Genomic DNA, 23,003 nt, shown 5'->3' with positions numbered 1-23,003 from the left:
CATGAATCCAAAACAATTCATTGCTGCAAGGGCAGCAAAAGAATTAAAACCTGGCAATATCGTCAATTTGGGGATTGGGATTCCAACGCTGGTGGCTGATTATATTCCATCAGATATCAAAGTCTTTTTACATTCAGAAAACGGCATTCTTGGAGTAGGTCCTTCTCCAGATCTGGAGCATACGGACCCAAATCTAGTCAATGCAGGGAAACTACCCGTTTCGGTATTAGAAGGAGCATCCTTTTTTGATAGCGCTTCCTCCTTTGCGATGATTCGCGGAGGGCATGTAAGTGTCTCCATTCTTGGTGCACTGCAAATCGATGCCAATGGACGGATTGCTAATTGGGCCGTACCAGGAAAAAGTGTTCTGGGTGTTGGTGGGGCAATGGATTTATTGGAGGGCTCCAAGAAGGTGATTGTTACCACGAAGCATACAAATACCGAGGGGGGGCCAAAAATCGTCAAGGAATTAACCTATCCAATAACATCGGAACGAATAGTGGATTTAATTATTACTGATTTGGCGGTTTTTACTGTGAAGGCAGATGGACTTCATCTAATCGAGCTGTCCCCTGGGGTTTCCCTCAGGGAAGTGGAGCAGAAAACGGATGCACCTTTCCATATTCCTGAGTCATTCAAAAACAGCAAAGAGGTGACCGTGTAGTGGTTGTCATTGTAAATGCCTTTCGTACTGCCATCGGAAGCTTTGGCGGGTCACTGGTGAACACTCGTCCAGAAGAGCTGGTTTCCCTGATTATGAAAAATAACCTTTCCGCTTCCGGTTACGGTGCCAATATTGTCGATGAAGTCATCGTCGGGCAAACAAAGCAGAGTGCCCATGCTCCGAATATCGCAAGGGTCGCTGCACTATTGGCGCATTTTCCTGAATCTCTTCCTGCTTATACGGTCCATCGGCAGTGCGGCTCGGGAATGCAGGCGGTCATAAACGGAGCTATGTCGATTTTGGCGGGCCAGGCGAGCGTTGTGTTAGCAGGAGGAGTTGAAAGTATGTCACAAGCTCCTCATTATTCGGTTGGCAATCGATTCGGACCAAAGATGGGAGATATCACATTGTACGATTCCAATACGGAAAGTCAGCCAAGATCCCAGCCGGAGGAGATATACGGCCGCTTCACGATGGGGCAAACAGCAGAATGGCTAGTTGAAAAATATAACATTAGCCGCCAGGAACAAGACGAATTTGCTTATAAAAGCCAGCAGAAAGCGAAACGCGCCATTGAAATGGGTCGTTTTGAAGAAGAAATCATTCCTGTTCCGGTAAAGGAAGGAAAAACAGGGATCAGAAACTTTGCGACAGATGAGCACCCCAGATTAACGGAAATTGAAACACTTGGAACATTAAGGCCTGTGTTTCAAATGGATGGTTCGGTAACAGCCGGAAATTCATCCGGAAGAAATGATGGTGGCTCGATGCTGCTGTTGATGTCTGAAGCAAAGGCGAAACAACTCGGAGTTGTCCCGATGGCAAGGATTCGTTCCTTTGCTGCAGTGGGTGTATCGCCAAAAGAAATGGGAATCAGTCCTGTTCCGGCATCCCAAATGGCATTGAAAAAGGCGGGGCTCCGTATGGAAGATATCGATTTGATTGAATTAAATGAGGCATTCGCTGCGCAAAGTCTTGCCTGTTTACGAGAATGGGGCATAAAAGGAGACAACGTCAATGTAAATGGAGGGGCGATCGCCTTAGGGCATCCACTTGGATGCTCCGGTGCAAGGATCGTCACTACATTGTGTCATGAGCTTGAAAAACAAAAGCGGCAATTTGGCCTTGCAACGATTTGTGTCGCAGGGGGATTAGGAATGGCTATGGTGGTGGAAAGATGGATGGAATAAAAAAAGACTACGTGTTTCATCGTGATTTAAAAAAGAAATATCCGATTATTACCCACGGTGAAGGCTCCTATCTCTTCGATGAAAGCGGGAAAAAATATTTGGATGCCTGTTCGGGGGCAGTGGCAGCCAACCTGGGCCATGGAATAACGTCCATCGGAGAGGCCATGGCAGAACAAGCAAAAAAAGCAGCTTTCGTCCATACCATGCGTTTCGAGACAAAAGCGCTCCATCTGCTGGCCGAAACAATCGGAAAAATGGCGCCGGATCATTTAAATAAGGTGTATTTTACAACCGGCGGTTCCGAAGCAAATGAAAGTGCACTGAAGCTGGCAAGACAATATCATCGGGATGCCGGCAGACATCAAAAACATATTGTCATAGGTAGATGGCAGTCGTATCACGGTAACACAATTGGTTCTTTATCAGCAGGAGGGGACGTCAAACGCAGGCACGCCTACACCCCTAATCTTTTAAACTATGCCCATGTCTATTCTCCGTACTGCCATCGATGTCCGTATGATCGTCAAAAGGATGACTGTCTTTCGAAACAAAACTGGACGTGCGTTACGGATATTGAAAGATCGATTTTAGAGCTCGGGCCTGAGAACGTTTCGGCGTTTATAGCCGAACCGATTGTCGGAAGCCAGCAAGGAGCTGTTCCGCCGCCGCTCGGGTATTTTAAGAAAGTTCGGGAGCTGTGTGACCGTTATCAAATTCTTTTAATTATTGATGAAGTGATGACTGGATTCGGTCGTACCGGCACCAACTTTGCGACAGAACAGATAGGGATCGTTCCGGATATCATTACTTTTGGAAAAGGGGTATCAGCGGGATATGCCCCGCTTGCCGGAATGATTGTTCATGATCAGGTAATCGAAGGGATCATTGAAAACAGCGACGGGAAATTCATTCACGGTTACACATATAGCGGGCATCCCGTAGCGGTTGCAGCCGGTCTAGCCGCATTGGACGTATATAAGCAGGAATCGGTGCTCGAAAACGTCAAAAAACAAGGTCTTTACCTTTTCAACCGGCTTTTGGAGTTGAAGCAAAAACACGCTTTTATCTCTGATGTACGTGGTAGAGGGCTTTTAATGGGTATCGAGCTTGTGAAGGATCGTGAACAGGATCTATTGTTCGATCCAGCTGAAAAAGCGGCTGAAAGATTGAATGGAATTGCCATGGAGCTCGGTGCAGTTTTTTACCCCGGTTCCGGTTCGATTGACGGCACAAAGGGGGAACACCTTATCATTAGCCCTCCTTTAAATGTTACCAAAACAGAAATGGATGAGATTGTAAGAATTCTAGATGAATCATTCACCATATTCAAGCTTCAATTAAGAAAGGATGAACTCTATGAAATTACAAAATAAAACAGCAGAAATCCAAGAAAAAGCCAAAAAACATTTATCACCGGTTATGACAAGGGTGACCGAGCTTGTCATTGAAAAAGCGCATGGCGCGAAATTTTGGACGATGGACGGAAAGGAATATATCGATTTTGTTTCCGGAGTCGCTGTCAACGCTGTCGGGCATACGAATAAAAAAATGGTCGAGGCGATTCAAAAGCAGGCAGAAGCCTTGATACATCTGGGATTGAATTATGGTTATTATGAAACGGCGGCAAATTTGGCAGAAAAGCTTGCACACATCACTCCTGGAAATTTAGACACCGTCTTTTTCTCCAATTCTGGAGCTGAAGCAATTGATGGGGCTCTTAAACTGGCAAAAGCGGCAACAGGCAGACCAGCGATTATTGCTTTTGAAGGATCGTTTCATGGCCGAACATTAGGAGCTACAGCCATAACGGCCTCAAGCTCTAAATACCGCCGTTATTATGAACCGATTTTAGGCGAAGTGTATCATGCACCATATCCGTATCCCAGCCAGTTAAAAAACATTAGAGAAGAAGAAGTTGAAGAATATTGCTTGAATCAGCTTCAGAAATTGTTTGATTTACGCGTCGACCCTTCACGAGTAGCCGCAATCATCATTGAACCGGTAATGGGGGAAGGCGGCTATTATCCAGCACCGCCAAGCTTCTTGCGGGCGTTAAGAAAGATGACAGAGGAACATGGCATTTTGCTTATCTTTGATGAAGTACAAACAGGATTTGGCCGGACCGGCAAAATGTTCGCGGCAGAGCATGCGAATGTCACTCCTGATATTTTGGTACTGGCAAAAGCCCTTTCTGGCGGGATGCCTCTTGGTGCGATTGTGGCAAGCCGCGAGCTGCATGAAAAATGGCCGACGGCAGGCCACGGTTCGACATTTGGGGGGAATCCGGTTTCTTGTGCAGCGGCATTGGCAAACATCGAGGTTATTGAGGAAGAAAAGTTAGTCGAACGCAGTGCAAAACTAGGTGCGGAAATTGTGCGCAGGCTACAAAGCTCGATCGGTCATTTACCAGGTATTGTTGAAGTCCGTGGAGTCGGTATGATGATCGGCATTGAATTCGATTCGCAATCTGCTCCTTACTATGTACCTAAAATTAAATCAAAGGCACTGGAAAATGGTTTGCTTATTATGAATTGCGGCGTAAGCGGGCAAACAATCCGATTAATGCTGCCGCTTAATATTCAAGAAGATGTGCTGAACATAGGATTAACGATTTTAGAAGATGTGATCACTGAAAGCATTTCAGGAAACTAATTGTCATTTCCTCGAAATACCACAAAAGGAGGTCTAGCTTATGTCTAGCCAAATAAAAACAGATGTTCTTCAGGGAGATCTTTATATAAATGGAGAATGGGTAACTGCGCCCGATCAATCGTATTTTAATAGTTTAAATCCTGCAACAGGTGAACTTGTTGGCATTTGTGCGGCTGCTACAACAGAACAAGTGGATGATGCTGTCGAAATAGCGAATGCTGCCTATTTAAAATGGAAGAACACCCCCATTCCAGAACGAGCGGCATATTTAACGAAAGCAGCTCAATTGTTTGAAAAGCGAAAAGACGAACTTGCTCGTGTCATGACAATGGAGATGGGCAAAGTACTGTCTGAGTCTTTAGGTGAAGCAGGGGTCGTCATCGCAACTGCTCAGTACATGGCCGGTGAGGGACGACGCCTCTTTGGAGAAATAGTCCCTGCAGGTTTTCAGGACCGCAACGTAACAATGGTTCGTGAACCTCTTGGAGTTGTCGCGTGCATTACTCCTTGGAATTTCCCGGTTGCGCTTGCTTCCTACAAAATCTTTTCCGCCCTGATTGCTGGGAATACGGTCGTATGGAAGCCTGCCTCCGAGGTTGCCTTATCGGCAAAGATTTTTGTGGAAGTCTTGGATGAAGCTGGATTTCCTGCGGGGGTTGTTAACTTAATTACAGGTTCGGGAAGAATTGTGGGACAAAGACTTGCAGAGCATCCGGATGTGAAAGTCATTTCGTTTACGGGTTCAACTGAAGTCGGACAACAGCTGTGTGAAATGAGTAGTAAAACGTTAAAACGTATTTCATTGGAGCTCGGAGGAAAAAACGCCGTGATTGTCTTGAAGGATGCCGACTTGGGAAAAGCGGCAGACGGAATTGTAAAATCTGCGTTTACGACAACTGGCCAGCGCTGTACAGCAGCAAGCAGGGTAATCGTGGAGCGTCCGGTAAAGGAATTGCTTTTACAAAAAGTAGTGGAATTAACAAAGTCTATGAAAATAGGAAATGGACTTGAAGAAGGGATACAAGTGGGCCCACTCGTAAATGAAGATCAGCTTCATATAGTTGAACAATATGTGAAAAAAGCGATCGAAGAAGGCGGGAAAATTGTATCAGGCGGTCAGCGTGTCAATGAATTGGGAGGCTTTTATTATGAACCCACCATCATTGAAAATGTCAAATCGGAGGATACCATTGCACAGGAAGAAATATTTGGCCCTGTTCTTGCCATCATTGAAGTGGATTCATATGAGGAAGCCATAAGGGTAAATAACGGGACCATTTATGGGTTGTCGACTTCTATTTATACTCAAAGTTTACACTTTGCAAACCGTGCTGCCAAGGAAGCGGTAAGCGGACTTGTCTATATTAATAACGGCACATCCAATGCTGAGATGGGCGTGGCATTTGGAGGAATGAAAATGTCCGGAAACGGTCACCGTGAAGTATCCCATCATGTATTTGATGTCATGACAGAGTGGAAGTCGATTTATACAACTTATTAATTTTCAAAACGGACAGGGAAGTTCAGGGAGACTATATTAATAACTTCATATATCCGAGGGGGGAGAATATGAAAGAACATCGTATCGGTATCGCATTCTTTTACCATGAATCCCACAGTTTCAGCCCAATAAAGACTGAAATCGAACAGTTTCGCCATGAAGGCTACTTTATTGGCAATGAAATTTATGATGCCTATACGGGCACGAAAACGGAAGTGGGCGGGTTTTTGGATGTATTGGAACAAGAAAAGGATGTCGAAATTGTACCTCTAGTGTGTGCGGCTGCGATTCCCTCCGGGGTCGTATCAATCGAAGCGTACTCGATTATCGAAAAACAAATGCTCGAGTCGATCCAACAGACGGGAAGGCTGGACGGTTTATTGCTGGCATTGCATGGAGCAATGGTTGTGGAAGATCTCTTTGATCCGGAAGAGCATTTACTGGGTAAAATTCGGGAGTTTCTTGGTCCGCGGATCCCGATTTCTACAACACTAGATATGCATGCCAATTTAAGTGAAAAAATGATTCATTACACACCACTACATTTTGGCTTTAAAACCTATCCCCATGTTGATATGTATGACCAAGGCGTTCATGCAGCAAAGGCTTTAATGAAGCAATTAAAGGAAGGGGTAAATTATTATGCTTCATTTGAAAAATTGCCAATGATGCTCCCTTCTATCAATATGAGAACTTCAGAAGGGCCGATGCACAAAATGATCGAGTGGGCAAAACTTGCCGAACAGGAAGCAGGAATTGAGAATGTATCCGTATTTGGCGGCTTTCCTTATTCGGACATCCCCATGGTCGGTGCAAGTGTACTAGTTGTTTCGCTTGATCCGAAAAAAGGAGAAGAGACAGCCAAAAGGATGGCTTCCTTGTTCTGGAGTGTCAAAGAAGAATTTATCATCGATTTACCCAGTGTAAAGGAAGGGCTGGAATTAGCGCTATCTATTGAAGACAATCGTCCAGTCGTTCTGGCAGATATATCAGATAATCCTTTAAGCTGCGGGAGCGGCGATACAACGGAGCTTCTCCGGGAAATGGTGATGCTCGATATTCCGGACACATTGTTCGGAGGCATCTACGATCCCAAATCGATCGAGCTTTGTCGTAAAGCGGGAGTAGGAAAAAAGGTATGGTTGTCCCTTGGGGGGAAAGTGTCTCCTGAATTTGGGGAACCCGTTCAAGTGGAAGCAACGGTAATGGCTCTATCAGACGGAATATTTCAAAATACAGGCCCCTTCAATCAGCATTTAAAAGTTGATTTAAAGGGAGCGGCACACATCCGTGTTGGTCAGATGGATATCCTTCTGATTGGCAGGTCGATGTCAGCGAATGATCCTGCGATGTTTCGTCATATCGGGCTTGAACCATCTACGAAGAAAATTCTCGCGCTCAAGGCTAAAAATCATTTTCGTGCAGCATTTGAACCAATTGTAGGCCGGATCATTTATGTGGATGCGCCCGGTGTTGCTTCCAATTGTTTATCAACATTTACGTATCGTAATATTCCTAAGCCAATTTGGCCGCTGGATAATATCGAATATGAAGTGGAACGGAGGGGGAAAGAACGATGGAAACAATGAAAAAAAACTATTATATCGAAGTGCCGGCTGCATTGAAGCCGAATCAGCTGGCAATGATGATGGAGCTTGAGAAAGATGCATTTCCGGGATTTGGAGCTGTAGATGAACAAACACTTGTCCCGCTTACACGTTATGGGAAACTCATTCAATATCGGCAGGAAAGTGATCCAAGACCGATTGCGATTTGCGAAGTGATGAGAGCTTACCACGATATTCATAAAGCCTACATTTTTGGATTCTATGTCCGCTCTGATCAGCAAGGAAAAGGCATAGGGAAATTATTTTTACAGGAGATTTATCCGATTTTGAAGCAAGATGGATTTCAAAAAGTCTGCTTAACGGTCAACGTGGAAAATAAGTCAGCTGTTAAGCTATATGAAAAAATGGGATTTGCTATAAAAGAGACGAGATTCGATGAATTTGGAGAAGGCGAAAATCGCTACTATATGGAATACTCCATTTCTTAATAAACAGAGAATTCATTAAAGGGGTTATAAAAAATCAACCAATTTAGGGGGAGTTACTAATGAGAAACACTTTATTCAAACCGAAAAGACATTGGAAAGAAATCGAGCTTTGGAAGGATGTAACCGATGAGCAATGGAACGATTGGGTTTGGCAGCTGACGAATACAATCAAAAATTTAGAAGATTTAAAGAAAGTCGTTAACTTAACACCTGAGGAAGAAGAAGGCGTCAAAATCTCAACGAAAACAATTCCATTAAATATCACGCCATATTATGCATCGCTTATGGATCAGGATGATTCAAGATGTCCGGTTAGAATGCAGTCTGTGCCGATTTCTCAGGAATTGCATAAAACAAAATATGATTTAGAAGATCCCCTTCACGAAGATGAAGATTCACCAGTACCAGGGTTAACCCATCGTTATCCTGATCGTGTGCTGTTCTTGGTAACAAATCAATGCTCCATGTACTGCCGTTACTGTACCAGAAGACGTTTTTCCGGACAAATTGGAATGGGCGTGCCAAAGAAACAGTTAGACACAGCGATAAATTATATTGCATCAAATCCGCAAATCAGAGATGTGTTAATTTCTGGAGGAGACGGTCTCCTTATCAATGACAATATTTTAGAATATATTTTAAAAAATTTACGTGAGGTTCCGCATGTTGAAATTATTCGCATCGGTACACGGGCACCTGTCGTGTTCCCGCAGCGAATTACCGAAAATCTTTGTAATATCTTGAAAAAGTATCATCCAGTTTGGCTAAATACACATTTCAATACATCCATAGAAATTACAGAAGAATCGAAGCGCGCTTGTGAAATGCTGGCAAACGCTGGTGTTCCGGTTGGTAATCAGGCGGTTATTTTAGCAGGGATCAATGACAGTGTTCCAATCATGAAACAGCTTATGCATGATCTTGTTAAAATTCGTGTTCGTCCATATTACATTTACCAATGCGATTTATCAGAGGGGATTGGCCATTTCCGTGCCCCAATCAGTAAAGGATTGGAAATCATGGAAGGACTTCGCGGCCATACATCGGGATATGCCGTTCCGACATTTATCGTTGATGCCCCTGGCGGAGGCGGTAAAATTCCATTGCAGCCAAACTACATTATTTCTCAAAGCTCCAATAAAGTCGTATTACGTAACTTTGAAGGTGTCATTACCTCTTATCCTGAACCGCTAAACTATGTGGCAGGCAGTGCAGAAGATTATTATAAAAAGGTTTATCCTGAAGTATTTGAAAAGTTTGAAAGCAATGGTGTTCTGTCGCTTATTGATGATACGAAATTTAACTTGACCCCAGAAGGTTTGAAACGTTTAGACCGCCGCAAAACGTACCGGGAAAATCCTGAGCATAGCTCTTTAAAGGATAAACGCGATAAACGTGACGAGCTAAAAGAGAAAAAGTTCCAGGCGCAAATGAGCAAGTACGAGATTGTGGGAGCAAAGGAGGAATAAAGTTGATTTGTCAATGGTGCGAATCCGAAACAGTACGTGAAACGAGCAACACAGTGTATTGGGAACTTCCCGATGGAACAAAAGTAATTGAAATTCAGGGCACACCATCCATTCTATGCCTGGAATGTGGAATGAACTATCAAACAGATACAACGGTAAAAGAAATTGAGGATCAGCTATATTTGATTGATTCTTCCATGCTTGAAAAAAGTATGAAGTATGAAACGCTAATGGCTGCTCCGCGCTTATTGAAGCGAAACTACTTTGATTTTTCCAAATAAAAATAGCGAGCCGTCTCCCGTTTTTCGATAACACCAGCAATGAACTTTTATTCTCATGGACAATTTATCCCTGCTATCTTCAAGAAGGGATAAATTGTCCAAACAATCTGCAATAATAGATTCTTATAGTTAGATAGATTCTAAGTGTTCAAAATGGAAGGGAGACAAGACATGGAAGCAATCAAAAGCTATACAAATAAAAATCAGAAAAATCAAAATAATATAGAGGGCGAACAGCAAATTAAACGCAATTTAAAGGCACGTCACCTGACGATGATTGCTATTGGAGGGTCAATTGGGACAGGGTTATTTTTAGCAACAGGGGCGTCCATTCAAACGGCTGGACCAGGTGGCGCGCTAATTGCGTATGGAGCTATTGGCATTATGGTCTACTTTTTGATGACTAGTCTCGGAGAAATGGCTACGTTAATACCGGTTTCGGGATCTTTTTCAACATATGCCAGCCGTTTTGTTGATCCGGCATTTGGTTTTGCGCTTGGTTGGAACTATTGGTTTAACTGGGCCGTTACACTTGCGGTTGAAATAGTTGCATCCGCTATTATAATGAAGTTTTGGTTTCCGGATGTACCGAGCATCCTATGGAGTGCACTTTTTTTAGGATTAATATTTTTATTGAATGCGTTGTCGGTTAAAAGTTACGGAGAATCCGAGTATTGGTTCTCGTTGATAAAAGTAGTGACAATCATTGTTTTCATTGGAGTCGGTTTGCTCACCATTTTCGGTATTCTGGGCGGAAAGTTTATCGGGTTTAAAAACTTTACTTTAGGCGATGCTCCGGTTCATGGCGGTCTTTTATCCATTTTAAGTATTTTTTTCATCGCAGGTTTTTCTTTCCAAGGAACGGAACTTGTGGGGATTGCTGCAGGAGAAAGTGAAGAGCCGGAGAAAAACGTACCAAAGGCGATTCGACAAGTATTCTGGCGTATTCTTCTGTTCTATATTATCGCCATTGCTGTCATTGGCCTTATTATTCCTTATACAAGTCCTAATCTGTTGGGCAGGGATGTCGATAATATCGCTGTCAGCCCTTTTACCCTTGTATTTGAGAAAGTGGGCATTGCATTTGCGGCATCGGTGATGAATACGGTCATTTTGACATCGGTCTTATCGGCAGGGACTTCTGGTTTATATGCGTCGACTCGAATGCTTTGGTCGATGGCAAAGGACGGACAGGCACCAAAATTTTTGCAAAGTGTAAATAATCGCGGGATTCCAATGAACGCCCTTGTCACAACGACCATTATCGGAGGCTTGGCCTTTTTAAGTTCGATATTTGGAGATCAAGTGTATACATGGTTATTAAATGCGTCTGGTTTAACTGGATTTATTGCATGGATTGGAATTGCTGTCAGCCACTACCGCTTTAGAAAAGCATATATGGCCCAGGGCAAGGACATAAAAGATTTGAAATTTAGAGCCAAATGGTTCCCATTGGGTCCGATTCTCGCTTTTGCTATTTGTGTCTTTGTCATTTTTGGTCAAAATTATCAAGCTTTTATAACTAGTAAGATTGATTGGTATGGAGTAGCCGTTTCTTATATTGGTTTACCAATCTTCTTGGCAGTATGGCTTGGGTATAAAGTAATTCATAAAACGAAGATCGTTCCACTAAAGGAATGTTCTTTTGAAGAGAAGTAGTCATATTAGAGATGCGTTATTCGTTTCACTCCGCAACTAATTATAGGCCTAGATTTATTTTAAGCGGTATTAGAATAGAAACCTCTATTCAGGAAGGGGAGAGTAGAGGTTGAGGGAAAACGGTCTAAAAAAAATCAAGAGACTGCCGATATCCTTTGATGTTACTCAAAATTATGAAGCTGATTTGACCACTGGTGTCCTCGACAGTCTTCAAAATTGCTTGAGATCTACGTGCTAGGTTTGGTGGGCTCGATTCCCGCGCAGTCCCGCCAAAAGTATTTTGATGCTCAATGTTTTTATGAGTTTGGTATAAATCGGTTGAAAGAACAGTTTTTACCGATAGACTGTGTAAGTGATTATCACACATGACTGTTGAGCCTCTTTTGCTATGTTGGGAACCCCCCGATGAAGTAAAGGAGGCTTTTTTAATTATCTTTGCGAACGATTATATCCAAACTTTCTAATTTATCTATAATCTCTTTTAAAGATTTTTGTCCTAAGTTGCGTAATTTTCTTATATCTTCTTCGGACTTATTAGCTAAGTCATGAATCGTATTAATCCCATTGCGTTTTAGACTATTAAAAGAACGAACAGAAAGGTCTAAATCCTCAATAGTCAGGTTAAGCATTTCTTTTTCTTTTGAAACTTCTTCTCTTTCCAACATGATTTGGCTATCTTGTAATTCAGGATTAAGTCCTACTAAAATAGAAAGATGTTCCTTGAACACTTTTGCACTTTCAGAAATGGCTTCGCTGGGCCCTAAACTCCCATCTGTCCAAACTTCAAAATATAACCTTTCAAAACTAACCAATTGACCTACACGAGTGTTCTCAACTAAATAACTGGCGCGTGTAACCGGTGTATAGATTGAATCTATTGGTATGACTCCTACTTGAAGGCCATCACGTTTGATTTGCTCTGCAGGAACATAACCACGTCCACGTTTTGCAGTTAGGCGCATTCTAAAATGAACATTTTCTTTAAGGGTAGCAAGATGCAAATCGGGGATTAAGATCTCTACATCACTATCATGAGAAAGATCAGCAGCTGTTATTGTACCGGTTCTATGTACATCGATCATCAATTCTTTCTCATCGTCAGAGAGAATATTCATAGATAATTTTTTTAAGTTCAAAATGATAGTTGTTACATCTTCTTCTATCCCATCAATAGTTGAAAATTCATTCTGTACCCCATCTATTTGTATGGAAGTGACAGCTGCACCGGGGAGTGAAGATAAAAGGATGCGACGTAATGAGTTGCCAAGTGTCGTTCCAAACCCTCGCATGAGTGGTTCAACGACAAACTTTCCGTACTTGACATCCTCGCTTATCATAACCTTTTCAATTCTTGGCACTTCAATTTTTAACATCCGAATTATACACCCCTTTTACTCTTAAATACCAAAAAAAACCATTATATTTAGTTAATATACTCCAAGTACTATGAGGTATGCTAGTTTAACGGATAAAAAAGTATTCAACATAGTTTTCGTGGTCTGCAGTAGGAAAGTGGAATTTGTATATTTACGAATTCAAGAGAATCCTTAAAGTATTTTGTAAATTCACCAACTTAAAATTAATTATTAATCCCATCTATGTTTTATAATATTAGTTAAAATATATTTGAAGATATATGTCATCATTATATATTAACATATAACTTGTTTTTAATAATGTTGAACATATCAGCTAAGAAAGCTTTTTATTGCCTCTACCACCCGTCCCGTTTGCGCTCCAGATGTGTTAGACCCAAATAACTTTGACACACTTCATTTTCAAGAGCTTCACTTCTTATCCTTCTGGCTGTATTGGCATTTTACGGCCTTTTTGTTTTCAGTTGCCAATATTTTATGCAGACGTCATGTTAGCCGTTGGGCACTCCCGTATTCTCGTGACAATGAGTCTCCAACCATCCCTTTTTAGATGCATTGAAGCCAATGGATATGTATTATGTAAATCAGCAATGCCAGTTCCTTGAAGTATTTAAGCATGTCCTAGATCGATATGCGAAACAGACTAAAGACAATCAAGTGTTAATTGCTTGCCTGATTGCTTGGGGAACTAACATGGGACTAGGAAGGATGGGGGAAATTTCCGACATGCGCTATTCTACTCTGACTGCCACATCGGATAACTTTATTCGTTTAGAAACTCTAAAAGAAGCAAATGATCGTGTTAGTAATGCTATAGCCAAATTACCAATCTTTCGGCATTATGATATTGATAAGGTCATCCATTCCAGGGTGATGGGCAAAAGTTTGAAACAGGGATTCATACGATTTTTGGACTGAAAAAAGGGATTGTTTCTTATACCGTGGTGGCTAACCATATTCCTGTTAACGCTCGAATCATTGGAATTAATGATCATGAAAGTCACTACGTGTTCGATATTCTGTATAATAACTCTACTGATATTCAGCCTGATTTGCATTCTACGGATACACACGGGAACAACGAAGTGAATTTTGCCATTCTCCACTTTTTAGGTTATCAATTTGCACCACGTTACAAGGATATCTAGGATACAGTCCGTGCATCGTTGTATGGGTTTAATCATCCAAGCCAATATGGAGATATATTGATCAAGCCCGTGCGAAAGATCAACATCAATCTGATGATGGAAGAGTGGGAAAACATTCAGCGAATTCTATTGTTACTTTGCCTGAAAACTACAACACAAAGTATTATCGTTGGAAAGCTCCGTGTCTAATACTCTAACTTACGGAGAAATGGAACAAGGTTCAGATATGTTGAAACGGATTGCTCCAGTTGAATGGCAACATATCAATCTTTATGGTCGCTACGAATTTAATAAAAAACAAGAATCGATCGACATGACCGAAATTATTCAGAAATTGATCCAATCAAAGGCTATACCAGGTGTGGTTTTAAAATAAAGTTGTATTGTTTTGAAAAAGTGAAACTTTTGTTATTGAATTAGGAACTGTTTAGTGATATTAGAATTTCTCCGTTCATATGGAGTATATTTATTGAGCGAACTAAATCTATAGTTGATCAATAAAACTGATAAAATAAACGCGAAATTACAAGTTAATAAAAGGTGGAACAAAAGTCAATATAAGGAAACTAGACATAAATGAAAGACTCCCAATGGAATTGTTGTTACTGGCTGACCCTTCAAAAAATATTGTTGAGGAATATGTCTATGGGGGAATGTTTTGTAGCCGAAAGTGAACAACAAATTGTTGGAGTATAGATATTACTACCAACAAGGCCTGAAACAGTGGAGTTAGTGAATGTAGATGTAGCTGAAGAGCAACAGGGTAGAGGTATAGGGAGACTGTTAGTAATGGATCAATCCATGTTGCAAAGACAAAAGGTTACAAACAAATTGGCACTGGTAATTCAAGTATTGGTCAATTAGCTCTATATCAAAAATGTGGTTTCCGAATTGTTGGTGTTGATTTTGACTTTTTTATTTAGCATTATACAGAGGGAATTTTCGAGAACGGAATACAGTGTAGAGATATGATTCGCTTATCTCAAGATTTATAAGCTAGACAAAAGTGATTCTTGTTCCATTGAATAAATAAAGGAAATAATAGAAAAAAAATACAGGCTCTAAATTATACCATGTTAGGGTAAGATTCTGCTGATAAGGTATACCCACCAAAAACATCGAATTTTTTAAAGGTGCAACTTTGTAAGGTTTGATGATAAATAAATACACTGAATGTAACTTGATATAGGAGTGGAATAGATGAAACGTATATCGATTTTAATTGCTGATGATGAGGAGGAGATTGCTGATCTGATTGCAATCCATCTACAAAAAGAAGGATACAATGTCATTAAAGTACATAATGGGCAAGAAGCCATACAAGTTATCCAGACTCAATCAATTGATTTGCTAATTTTGGATATTATGATGCCGAAAATGGATGGATTTGAAGTAACCCGTCAGATTCGGGAACAATATAATATGCCAATCATTTTTTTGAGTGCGAAAACATCTGATTTCGATAAGGTACATGGACTAGTGATTGGAGCAGATGATTATATGACTAAACCATTTACCCCTATTGAATTGGTTGCACGTGTGAATGCTCAATTGCGCCGCTTTATGAAGTTGAATCAACCCAAAGTAGATAATAAAGATATCTTGGAATTTGGTGGAATAGTGATTTCTCCTGATCAACGTACAGTTTTGCTCTATGGTGAAAACATCGAGCTAACGCCGAAAGAGTTTGATATTTTGTATTTATTAGCCAGTCATCCAAAGAAAGTTTATAGTGTAGAAAATATTTTTCAGCAGGTTTGGGGTGATGCATACTTTGAAGGTGGTAATACGGTAATGGTGCATATTCGTACCTTACGGAAAAAACTCGGAGAAGATAAGAGAAAAAACAAGTTAATCAAAACTGTTTGGGGAGTTGGGTATACATTCAATGGCTAAAATTATACGCAGTTTTCGCTCCAAAATAATCGTATTATTTGGTTTAAGTATGCTTCTGGCTGGTATTATAACTTACTTAATCTTAAAAGGACTACAGCTTTATTATCACACGATGGTTCTTCGTGATGACCCCTTGGCCTATCTTCGTCAATTCATACAAAGTATTGGAGACATTAACTTCTTTTTAATGCTATTTATCTCACTTTCGATATTGTTTTTCTATTTACTCACTAAGCCCTATTCTAACTATTTTAATGAAATATCAAACGGAATTCATTATCTTGCTCGTGGCAACTTTAAACATCGGGTTTATATCCAATCAAATGATGAATTTGGAGATATTGCACAAGCAATTAATCTGGCAAGTGAAAAATTAGAAGAAGCCATACAAAGAGGCGATTTTTCAGAAAACAGCAAAGAACAGTTAGTTGTAAATTTGGCGCATGATTTGCGTACTCCGCTAACTTCTGTTTTAGGTTATTTAGATTTAATTCTTAAGGATGAGAAGTTGACTAAAGAACAAGTCAGACATTTTTTAACGATTGCCTTTACTAAATCTCAGCGTTTAGAAAGACTGATTGATGAATTATTCGAAATAACTAGAATGAACTATGGTATGTTACCCGTTGAAAAAAGGCAAATTAATTTAAGTGACCTACTTCTTCAATTAAAAGAGGAATTGTACCCTGTTTTTGAGAAAAATGATTTGATCGCTCGTATGAATATTCTGCCACATTTACCTATTTTGGGTGACGGAGAGATGTTAGCTCGTGTGTTTGAAAATCTTTTAACCAATGCAAATCGTTATGGATATGATGGTCAGTTTGTAGATATTAACGGGTTTGTTGATGCAGGAGAAGTGGTTGTTCAGGTTGTTAATTATGGAGATAGTATTCCTCCGAATGAACTTCCGTATCTTTTTGATATGTTTTATACCGGTGACAAAGCACGAACTTATCAAGAAGATAGCACAGGTCTTGGTTTATTCATTGCAAAGAATATTGTGGAGCAACATAATGGAACGATTAGGGCCGAAAGTAGTTTAATACGTACTGTATTTGAAGTTCGTTTACCACAGGAAAGGGTTCCAATTGACCAAGTTTAAAAATTTTATAAAGAATTTAAGAAAAATTTAAATTTTACCCTACTCTTTTTTTAAAAAGTTTTTCCTATTCTAGTATCAATAAGAATAAGGAGGAACGTGAAAATGAAGAAGTGGGGTTTTTTATTGTTATTTTTATTGTGCTTAGGTTTTGCCTTCATTAATAAAGCACTGTATTTTCAGGATAAAGTAGAGAGTCAAAAATATGATCAAAATCATTTAGATAAAAGAGGGACTTCTGAGAGTATCCAAACAAAAACCATTACAAAGGAACAGATTTACCAAGGAAATCTGCTCTTAATCAACAGTAAATATCCTGTTCGCCAAGAGAGTGTGAAATCAGATATCGTAAATTTATCAATACATAATGAATTGGTAAAGGGATACGGGTTACTTGATAAAAATATTTACCTGTCAAAAGAAATAGCACAAAAATTTTCAGAGATGGTCAATGTTGCTGAAAAGGAAGGTATAAATCATTTTTTGATTGATAGTGGATATCGTACATTTAGTGAGCAAAATAAGTTGTATGAAGAAATGGGTCCTTCTTACGCCTTGCCGGCAGGTTATAGTGAACATAATTCAGGCTTATCACTTGATGTAGGATCAAGCCTAACGAAAATGGACCGAGCACCTGAGGGAAAGTGGCTGAAAGAAAATGCCTGGAAATACGGCTTTATATTACGCTATCCAAAGGATAAAACTGATGTTACTGGAATTCAATATGAACCATGGCATATCCGTTATGTTGGTTTCCCTCACAGCGCGATTATGAAAGAAAAGAATTTCGCTCTAGAAGAATATATGGATTTTCTTAAAGAACAAAAGACAATTTCAACTAGTATACATGGTGAAAAATATGAGATCTCTTATTACCCTATAACCAAAGATACGACCATTCATGTGCCTTCCAATCTTCGTTGGGAGATATCAGGTAACAATATGGATGGTGTAATTGTGACAGTGTTTCCCGCATCAACACATACTTATCTCAAGGAGATAAGGATGGCGGAATGAAAAAAACGAAATTAATGAACAGCATTATTGTACCTACACTATTTTTGGTAACACCAGCTTTTTGACATAAATCCCACGTTAACTAGGACATCGGGTATACTTTTGATACACTTAAAAAAGAATTAGAGGGGATTATATGGGGGAAATATTATCTAGAGGATTGCTAGCTTTATATTTAGTGATACTAATCTGGTTAGTGTTATTCAAATTACAATACAATATTTTGTCAGTATTATTTAATTATCACCATAGAAGTCTTAACTTGATTCCATTTGCTGCTCCTTCAATAGTAAATGGAAGTTTCAGAGAGATGATAGATAATGTTATAATCTTTATTCCTTTTGGCTTGCTTTTGAATGTCAATTTCAAAGAAGTTGGATTTTTACCTAAGTTTGCTTTTATCCTGGTTTTAAGCCTTACTTTTGAATTAATTCAATTTATCTTCGCTATTGGGGCGACAGACATAACAGATGTAATTACAAATACTGTTGGAGGCTTTCTTGGACTGAAATTATATGGTTTAAGCAATAAGTATATTAATAATAAAAAATTAGACAGAGTTATTATTTTTTTTGGTATACTTTTGCTCGTATTATTGCTCTATTACCGTACCCATTTAATAATTAAATATTCTTAGTTTATTTATCTCAATGGACGCCAATCTTAAAGGCCTTTGCTCAAAGGATAGAAGTTGCAAGAATGCTTAAAGAAGGTGATACCTACATAGAGATACAAATAGAAACTGGCGCCTCGTCGTCTACGATTACTAGAGTTAAGAAACTACTAGATTATGGTAGAGATGGTTATGGAATGGTATTAGACCGCATAGAAGCTTAGTATCAACTCAAGAAAGATAAGCTGTAAATGTAGGTAACTGAAAGTCTCGAATAACAATTTTCGAGACTTTTTATTTTTGTGTTTGAATTCCTGCTATTATAGGGTTTACTCAAAATGAATTGAATCAAGGGTTTAGATTATTACAATTAGTATTATATGATAATAATAAAATTAAACAATATATAAACATATATGATAAAAACATGTTATACAGTATTTTGTGAATAGTTCTGGCTTTATGTATTCTACTTATTTTTGTCCTTGGTTTTAAGATGTACTGGGTATTAACCATCTACTAATCTACCATTTTTGTTATGACCGAAAGAAAAATTTCCATCTATCTTTTCAGAAATATCTGGTGAAAATGAACTATTCTCCAAATCTAATGGATGAAAAAGCAAGCCTTAACTGAAGTGGTTGCAGATACTGGCGGAAGTACGAGTATGGAGAAAAAAAGAGCTTTTAAGCTCTTTTTTACATTTCAGGTTCGGATTTGTTGATATATTCCTTCCAAGCATTAACTCCACCATCTATTACTGAGATTTGAAATCCCTTCTCTGAGAGCCTTTCCGCCACTTTCATGGCAGAATTTCCAGTTGAACATGCAATCACTATCTCTGAGCCTTTTGGCAAAGATGACAATGCTTCGGGTTCAATAGATTTTCCATCAAGAAAATGTTTCTTTTCTATGTTTATGTTTTTGGCATTAGAATGGTTGATTTGAAACCCATTTACTTTGTCCTCTGAACGAATATCTAAGATAGAAGCATGCTTTCCTTTATTTAAATCTTCTAAAAATGTTTCGGGTTTAATTATATTAATGGACAATATTATCCCACCTCTCAATCGTTACAATCCTATACTAATTTAACACGATTTTAGAAAAACAAAAAATATAAAAACAATTTTTTTCTTATTACTTGTCAAGATAATCTAGGATAAACAGCAGGGCACTTACTTTGTTCACCAATTATAGCTGCAAATCTGTCTTTGTTATGGACGATAGGTCTGCGTTTCTCCGAATATAAAGTCGATTCTGAGGTAAGGTTCACCGTACCTTTGTAAGGGGAGTTTTTTTCCATGTGCCATTGAAACATAAAGGAGCCTGAACTTATAAGCTCAAACTCCAAAAGAAATTAAAGATGATTTAATCATGATAGTTTTCTTAACAAAACCAGTTAATATTAAGATTTCCCCGAATCTTCCTTCTCAATAATTGGCTCGCATCCCACGGCATATCGGTAAACCAGTTGCCCGCCAAACCATCCCCCGATTAGAAGAAATATAAGTCCTAAAATTGACAGGAAAACGGAACTTATTGACCGCCACCCGGATGGAATCTCAACACCGAAACGAATAAAAAAGCTGGCTGTATACATGATAATTGCCGTCATCATAATGGTCATATGGAGCATTGCAACGCGCTCTGCTGCCCCCTTCTGAGTAATGGTCATAAAATCAATCATACCAGTAATGAGTGCAGGAATTGACATAATAAGTCCTATTGCAAGAGTATAATACGAAAAACTCCACCAGAATGAAGCCTCTGTCAAGAATCCAAGCAGATCACCAAGTAACGACACAGGCAACAGGGCCATTGGAAAATGCGTAATGACCGGATGTAATGGGTGCCCAAAAAGCCTCAATTTGCCCCGCTGTTTTATTTTACCGTCCACAACTACAAGATTCCAATCAGTAAAAGGACATAGGCGATAACAGCTACTAAGGCATGAATAACGATTAGGCCTTTTGGATGTGCCTTCCCGCGTAAATGGTAAGAAAATAGCACGAATCCACCAAGTGCAGCGATGATGAATAATACCAAGGAAGTAATCAGAAGTGATCCTGCAGTCCCCTGGACGATTCCAATAATTAACGTAACTAGCCCAGCTGCTGCAACTAAGCCATGAATAAGTGATAGCCACATGGGCAAATTCCTTTGACGAAGCCCTGAAACCCCAAGCACCAGACCACCAAGAGCAGTAACCGCAAAAAGAACAGCTGATAAATTAAGCATCTTTACCATCTCCTCCTTAAAAATGTAACTTTCATTCAACTTAATCATTCTAATTAACCAAGGTAATATTTGATTAATTAAAAATATTGAAAAAATTATATTCTCCATATTATACTTATTTATTAATCAAAGAATTACTTGTTTAATTATTTTTTTTAAAAAAGCTCGCTTCAAATAATGGAGGTAATCGGTGTGAGTATAAACGTAAATCAGTTCCCAAGCACTCGACGAGATATTTTGTATTATCTGAAACAGTATGGACAGGCAACTGTTGCTGACCTGTCCTCACATTTGCAGCTAACGGGTGAGGCCGTCCGTCAGCATCTTCTCCAACTTATACAAGATCGATATATTCAGCGCCAATCTGCAAGAACCCTGGTTGCAAGTGCTGGCCGTCCTACTTTATCTTACAGTCTTACGACAGAAGGTGAACATCTTTTTCCTAAAAGCTACGACGATCTGTCCATAGAACTGATTGACACAGTTATGTTGCAGCTAGGAGAAGAATCATTAGAACAAGTCCTTTCCAGTATGACGGAAAGCCAGGTAAAACAATGGGAATTTCGGTTGCAAGGATTAAGTTTTACTGAACGAGTGGCTGCCTTAAAGAATATTTATATGGAAAACGATTCATTTATTGAAGTCGAACAGAATGAGGAAGAAATTTTACTGATTGAACGGAATTGTCCGTTTGCAAATGTTGCAATGAAGCGACCTATCCTTTGCAGTGTAACGGTTAATGTACTCACAAGGCTGCTTGGACTACGTGTAGTTCGTAAAGAAACTTTTCAGAACGGCGACGGCCGTTGCGTATTTAGCATTCTTTCCAATAAACCGGTTGACACCAGGTCATATTCCTTTTTACTTGAAACGTTGGCTATGGATGAGCTAGGAAGTAGGTGAAGCCTTAATCAAATTGTGGCCCTTAGTGCCAATAAGGAAACAAAGTATTCGCATCTTTTTAGTAAAATAATCCTATTCAGAAAAGAAATTCTGATATTTCGCGGTAACATGTTAAAGAGCTTGGGAATTTCCCAAGCTCTTCTTACTATATATCCTCATGTAACAATCATCATCACGACAAACAGGATCATTAAATAATTAACGGAATAAATAAAAATGGTGTTTGCCCATTTCACATCATTTTTCGTAAAAAGTCCACGTATCGCAATAACAATCCAACCAATGTTAAGCAATGTTGCGATGGCGATAAAAACTGTACCAAGAGACCAGAGGAAAAATGGCAATGGTAGCAAACAAAGGATATAAACAACAATTTGCCGTTTTGTTACTTCAAATCCATATATCACTGGGAGCATCGCTACTCTAGCCCTTTTATAATCGTCATATCTTCTCATTGCAATGGAGAAGGTATGCGGCATTTGCCAAATAAACACGATCAGTGCCACCGTAATTGGGACAATATGAAACCCTGGTGCAATGGCCGTCCAACCAATGAGCGGAGTAACAGCACCTGAAATGGCTCCGATCATCGTATTAAGGGTATATTTGCGTTTTGACCACATTGTATACAGGATCACATAAGTAACCCAGCCAATAAAAGCGTAGATGATTACTTCGCTCGTTGTCTGAAATAAAAACGCGAAGCCAACAAGGGTAAAAACAATTCCCATCGTCAAAACAGCGTTTAGAGAAAAGCCTCCGGTCACGGTTGGACGCTTTTTTGTTCTTTCCATTTCTCGATCAAGATCAACCTCGTACCAGTTATTAAGAGCTAATGCTCCAGCAATGACGAACGTACTTCCGATCATCGTGAATAAAAGTACATCCCAATATTGGGATATGGAAGCATCGGTAAAGTACAGTGCCAACCAAAATCCGGTTAGGACAGGAAACACATTGGCCACCAACACAAATCCTTTTAAAAGGGAGATAAGGTCTAGTAGGACAGCCTTTACACTTCGTTCATTCCTATCATAAATGTTCTCGTTCTTCTTCAAAGAAACTGTAATATTTTTACTCATTTCCAATTCTCCTCTGGACTTCTACTAATAAATCATATAGAAGTTTCTATATTAAGCCTTCCACAAATTTACCAAAATCTATTGGGTTTCTATTGAATCTAAATAGTTTACATCTTTAATAACATTATAATGTTGTCTATGCTTTATTTCCAA

The 23,003-nt window shown here is 39.5% G+C and carries 21 protein-coding genes and 3 pseudogenes; 19 read left to right on the top strand and 5 right to left on the bottom strand.

Going from position 1 to position 23,003, the window contains the following annotated elements:
• The first annotated feature begins 1 nt into the window (after position 1).
• From AAHB15_RS21040 to AAHB15_RS20995, 10 genes are all read left to right on the top strand, one after another.
• Positions 2–664, top strand: a complete 663-nt coding sequence (locus tag AAHB15_RS21040) for a 3-oxoacid CoA-transferase subunit B (RefSeq protein ID WP_335574464.1) — start codon at positions 2–4, stop codon at positions 662–664.
• Positions 664–1,854: a thiolase family protein gene (locus AAHB15_RS21035; RefSeq protein ID WP_342043251.1), complete on the top strand. Its 1,191-nt coding sequence runs from the start codon at positions 664–666 to the stop codon at positions 1,852–1,854. Before AAHB15_RS21040 ends, AAHB15_RS21035 begins: the two co-directional genes overlap by 1 nt.
• Entirely contained in the window at positions 1,842–3,227 is a 1,386-nt protein-coding gene (locus tag AAHB15_RS21030; protein WP_342043250.1) for an aspartate aminotransferase family protein, read from the top strand. The genes AAHB15_RS21035 and AAHB15_RS21030 overlap by 13 nt, the downstream gene beginning before the upstream one ends.
• A complete protein-coding gene (locus AAHB15_RS21025; RefSeq protein ID WP_144566504.1) occupies positions 3,211–4,506 on the top strand; it encodes an aspartate aminotransferase family protein in 1,296 nt (431 codons plus the stop codon). Before AAHB15_RS21030 ends, AAHB15_RS21025 begins: the two co-directional genes overlap by 17 nt.
• A 40-nt stretch (positions 4,507–4,546) precedes the next feature.
• Complete coding sequence (locus AAHB15_RS21020; protein ID WP_342043249.1) at positions 4,547–6,007, top strand: aldehyde dehydrogenase family protein; 1,461 nt, start codon at positions 4,547–4,549, stop codon at positions 6,005–6,007.
• Between the two features lie 68 nt (positions 6,008–6,075).
• Positions 6,076–7,596, top strand: a complete 1,521-nt coding sequence (locus AAHB15_RS21015; protein WP_342043248.1) for a M81 family metallopeptidase — start codon at positions 6,076–6,078, stop codon at positions 7,594–7,596.
• Positions 7,584–8,063, top strand: coding sequence for a GNAT family N-acetyltransferase (locus tag AAHB15_RS21010; RefSeq protein ID WP_342043247.1), 480 nt, complete (start codon positions 7,584–7,586; stop codon positions 8,061–8,063). The genes AAHB15_RS21015 and AAHB15_RS21010 overlap by 13 nt, the downstream gene beginning before the upstream one ends.
• Positions 8,064–8,122: 59 nt before the next feature.
• Complete coding sequence (gene kamA / locus AAHB15_RS21005; RefSeq protein WP_335574470.1) at positions 8,123–9,532, top strand: lysine 2,3-aminomutase; 1,410 nt, start codon at positions 8,123–8,125, stop codon at positions 9,530–9,532.
• 2 nt (positions 9,533–9,534) lie between these two features.
• On the top strand, positions 9,535–9,813 hold the full coding sequence (locus tag AAHB15_RS21000) for a YokU family protein (protein WP_144566499.1): 279 nt from the start codon (positions 9,535–9,537) through the stop codon (positions 9,811–9,813).
• A gap of 180 nt (positions 9,814–9,993) precedes the next feature.
• A complete protein-coding gene (locus tag AAHB15_RS20995; protein ID WP_446715890.1) occupies positions 9,994–11,472 on the top strand; it encodes an amino acid permease in 1,479 nt (492 codons plus the stop codon).
• 425 nt (positions 11,473–11,897) lie between these two features.
• Here AAHB15_RS20995 and AAHB15_RS20990 read toward each other — a convergent pair whose 3' ends face one another.
• Positions 11,898–12,845 carry a DNA-directed RNA polymerase subunit alpha gene (locus tag AAHB15_RS20990; protein ID WP_342043245.1) on the bottom strand — a complete coding sequence of 316 codons (948 nt, stop codon included), beginning with the start codon at positions 12,843–12,845 and terminating at the stop codon, positions 11,898–11,900.
• A 502-nt stretch (positions 12,846–13,347) separates the two neighbouring features.
• Between AAHB15_RS20990 and AAHB15_RS20985 the strand changes: the two are divergent.
• The 8 genes and pseudogenes from AAHB15_RS20985 to AAHB15_RS20955 all read left to right on the top strand — a co-directional run.
• Positions 13,348–14,176, top strand: a pseudogene (locus tag AAHB15_RS20985) (Tn3 family transposase); the annotation flags it as partial.
• 1 nt (position 14,177) lies between these two features.
• Positions 14,178–14,372 (top strand): hypothetical protein, encoded by a 195-nt coding sequence (locus AAHB15_RS30270; RefSeq protein WP_446715889.1) that lies wholly within the window; start codon positions 14,178–14,180, stop codon positions 14,370–14,372.
• Between the two features lie 214 nt (positions 14,373–14,586).
• A pseudogene (locus AAHB15_RS20980) lies at positions 14,587–14,991 on the top strand (GNAT family N-acetyltransferase).
• 205 nt (positions 14,992–15,196) lie between these two features.
• On the top strand, positions 15,197–15,892 hold the full coding sequence (vanR, locus tag AAHB15_RS20975) for a vancomycin resistance response regulator transcription factor, VanR-F/VanR-M family (RefSeq protein WP_342043244.1): 696 nt from the start codon (positions 15,197–15,199) through the stop codon (positions 15,890–15,892).
• Entirely contained in the window at positions 15,885–16,997 is a 1,113-nt protein-coding gene (locus tag AAHB15_RS20970; protein ID WP_342043243.1) for a HAMP domain-containing sensor histidine kinase, read from the top strand. Before vanR ends, AAHB15_RS20970 begins: the two co-directional genes overlap by 8 nt.
• Before the next feature lie 102 nt (positions 16,998–17,099).
• Positions 17,100–18,011, top strand: coding sequence for a VanY-A/VanY-F/VanY-M family D-Ala-D-Ala carboxypeptidase (gene vanY / locus AAHB15_RS20965; RefSeq protein ID WP_342043242.1), 912 nt, complete (start codon positions 17,100–17,102; stop codon positions 18,009–18,011).
• A gap of 136 nt (positions 18,012–18,147) precedes the next feature.
• Positions 18,148–18,648, top strand: a complete 501-nt coding sequence (gene vanZ-A / locus AAHB15_RS20960; protein WP_342043241.1) for a glycopeptide resistance protein VanZ-A — start codon at positions 18,148–18,150, stop codon at positions 18,646–18,648.
• Positions 18,649–18,674: 26 nt separating this feature from the next.
• Positions 18,675–18,848 (top strand): annotated as a pseudogene (locus AAHB15_RS20955) (YerC/YecD family TrpR-related protein); the annotation flags it as partial.
• Positions 18,849–19,322: 474 nt separating this feature from the next.
• Here AAHB15_RS20955 and AAHB15_RS20950 read toward each other — a convergent pair.
• The 3 genes from AAHB15_RS20950 to AAHB15_RS20940 all read right to left on the bottom strand — a co-directional run bounded on the left by AAHB15_RS20950 (position 19,323) and on the right by AAHB15_RS20940 (position 20,865).
• The gene (locus AAHB15_RS20950; RefSeq protein ID WP_335574478.1) at positions 19,323–19,676 is read right to left on the bottom strand and encodes a rhodanese-like domain-containing protein; all 354 of its coding nucleotides are present in this window, start codon (positions 19,674–19,676) and stop codon (positions 19,323–19,325) included.
• 356 nt (positions 19,677–20,032) lie between these two features.
• Positions 20,033–20,494, bottom strand: a complete 462-nt coding sequence (locus AAHB15_RS20945) for a DUF2231 domain-containing protein (RefSeq protein ID WP_335574479.1) — start codon at positions 20,492–20,494, stop codon at positions 20,033–20,035.
• Between the two features lie 32 nt (positions 20,495–20,526).
• Positions 20,527–20,865, bottom strand: a complete 339-nt coding sequence (locus tag AAHB15_RS20940; RefSeq protein ID WP_335574480.1) for a hypothetical protein — start codon at positions 20,863–20,865, stop codon at positions 20,527–20,529.
• 192 nt (positions 20,866–21,057) lie between these two features.
• On the opposite strand from AAHB15_RS20940, the gene AAHB15_RS20935 reads away from it, so the two are divergent.
• Positions 21,058–21,768 carry a helix-turn-helix transcriptional regulator gene (locus AAHB15_RS20935; RefSeq protein ID WP_335574481.1) on the top strand — a complete coding sequence of 237 codons (711 nt, stop codon included), beginning with the start codon at positions 21,058–21,060 and terminating at the stop codon, positions 21,766–21,768.
• 155 nt (positions 21,769–21,923) lie between these two features.
• Here the strand turns inward: AAHB15_RS20935 and cyoE are convergent, their stop codons facing one another.
• Positions 21,924–22,850 carry a heme o synthase gene (cyoE, locus tag AAHB15_RS20930; RefSeq protein WP_342043240.1) on the bottom strand — a complete coding sequence of 309 codons (927 nt, stop codon included), beginning with the start codon at positions 22,848–22,850 and terminating at the stop codon, positions 21,924–21,926.
• Between the last annotated feature and the right edge of the window lie 153 nt (positions 22,851–23,003).

It is taken from the genome of Bacillus sp. OTU2372 (genome assembly GCF_038440275.1).
GTDB lineage: Bacteria > Bacillota > Bacilli > Bacillales > Cytobacillaceae > Neobacillus > Neobacillus bataviensis_B.
This window is presented reverse-complemented; position numbering and strand designations above follow the sequence as displayed.